The sequence below is a fragment of the Streptomyces acidicola genome (assembly GCF_009377235.1).
GTDB lineage: Bacteria > Actinomycetota > Actinomycetes > Streptomycetales > Streptomycetaceae > Streptomyces > Streptomyces acidicola.
The window spans coordinates 1-1,967 of record NZ_VMNX01000489.1; the positions used below are offsets into that span (position 1 = coordinate 1).

A 1,967-nucleotide genomic window follows, 5' to 3' on the forward strand; every position below is an offset into this window, starting at 1 on the left:
GGGTGGGCCGGGAGCGGGTGGCCGGGGCGCTGTTCGGACTCGGGGCGTACGTCGGTGAGGTGCTGGTGCGCCGGGCCGGAGCGGTCTGGGTGGACTTCGACGCCGAACAGCGCGCGTACTTCGGGCAGCCGGTCGGGGTGCGGATGCCGGACGGGCGGGTGTGGAATCCGCTGGGCAAGGTGGTGAACCGCTTCGAGGTGGGGCGGGAGGAGTCGTTGCAGACCTTCTACCTGCTTCTGCACGGGCGGGTCCGGCAGGAAGCCGCCTGAGGGCGGATGTGTGCGGGGTGCCGCCGCGGGGCCGTCCACGCACACGCGTGCGGCCCCGCACAACACACGCACCTCATACCCCGGGTTGCCCGACCATTGCCCGGTCGAGCTCACTATGACTAGCCTGTGTTCGTCATGCCGATCGACTGTTGAAATCTCGAACGCAGTCACCAAGGACGCAAGGGAGGGGGCCTGTCGTGGGACGCCTAGTACCTGCCGTGACCAGGGCTCTCGACATAATGGAGCTCTTCCTGGACGGGGACGGCACGCTGTCCGCCCCCGACATCGTGCGCAAGCTGCAACTGCCGCGCACCACCGTGCACGAGCTGGTCACCACGCTCGCCGCCCGGTCGTACATCGTCCCGGTACCGGGACAACCGGGACGTTACCGGCTCGGCGTACGTCCCTACCAGCTCGGGAGCCGTTACGCCGAGCATCTCGACCTCGCCGCCGAGGGCCAGCAGGTCGCCCGGTCCGTCGCCGAAACCTGCGACGAGACGGTGCACGTGGCGATCCTGGAGGGCGCCGACGTCATCTACATCGCCAAGGTCGACTCCACGCACGCCGTCCGCATGGTGTCCGCCGCTGGGCGCCGGCTGCCCGCGCACTGCACATCGGTCGGCAAGATGCTCCTCGCCTCCCTTCCCGAGCACGAGCTCACCGCCCGTATCCCGGACGACGCGGACCTGGTCCGGATGACGCCCAACAGCATCACCGACCCGGCCGCCCTGCGCGAGGCCCTGACCGAGATCCGCCGGCGCGGGATCGCGGTCGAGAGCCGCGAGTCCAACCCGGACGTCTCCTGCGTGGCCGCCCCGGTCCACGACCGCACCGGCCGCGTCGTCGCCGCGCTCTCCATCTCCGTACCCATGATCCGCTGGAGCGACGAGCGCCGCGCCGAGCTGGAGGAACTCGCGGCCAAAGGCGCGGCGGAACTGTCGGAGCGCCTCGGGTACCGGAGCATGGCATGACGGGCGCAAAGGGCTACGAGATCGCGGTACGGGAACACGCGGCCCTCGGCGAAGGCCCCACCTGGGACACCGCCGCCCAGCGGCTGATCTGGGTCGACATCCTCGGCTCCCGCGTCCACACCTACGACCCCGTCTCCGGCCGCCGCACGGTCATGGTCACCGAACAGCACGTGGGCGCCGCGAAGCCGCGCGCGGGCGGCGGGCTGGTGCTCAACCTGCGGGACGGCGTGGGTCTGCGCGACGCCGACGGCGGTTTCCGCTGGCTGCACCACGACCCGGTGCCGGGCCGCCGCGCCAACGACGCCGCCGTGGCCCCCGACGGCTCCCTCTGGGCGGGCACCATGCGCTACGACGAGGCCCCGGGCGGCGGCACCTTGTCCCACCTCACGCCCGACGGCACGGTCCGTACGGTCCTCGACGACGTCGCCGTGAGCAACGGCATCGGCTGGAGCCCGGACGGCCGCCTGATGTACTACATCGACTCCCCGACCCGCCGCGTCGATGTCTTCGACGTGGGAGTGGGAGAGGGGGGAGTGGGAGAGGGGCAGCAGATCTCCCACCGGCGGCCGTTGGCGGCCATCGAGGACGGCGCCGGCTTCCCCGACGGCCTCACGGTCGACGCCGACGGCTGCGTCTGGGTGGCCCTCTGGGACGGCGGAGCGGTCCGCCGCTACACCCCCGACGGCACCCTCGACCGCGTCATCCCCCTCCCCGTACCCCGCCCCAC

General features: G+C 71.9%; 2 protein-coding genes and 1 pseudogene. All 3 read left to right on the forward strand.

The genetic code is table 11. From position 1 onward, the window contains the following. Positions 1-269 (forward strand): annotated as a pseudogene (locus tag FPZ41_RS46255) (hypothetical protein); the annotation flags it as partial. A 197-nt stretch (positions 270-466) separates the two neighbouring features. Further along, complete coding sequence (locus FPZ41_RS46260) at positions 467-1,240, forward strand: IclR family transcriptional regulator (RefSeq protein WP_131569971.1); 774 nt, start codon at positions 467-469, stop codon at positions 1,238-1,240. Continuing rightward, the coding region (locus tag FPZ41_RS46265) for an SMP-30/gluconolactonase/LRE family protein (RefSeq protein ID WP_152870865.1) at positions 1,237-1,967 on the forward strand (731 nt) is incomplete at its 3' end. The genes FPZ41_RS46260 and FPZ41_RS46265, both read left to right, overlap by 4 nt.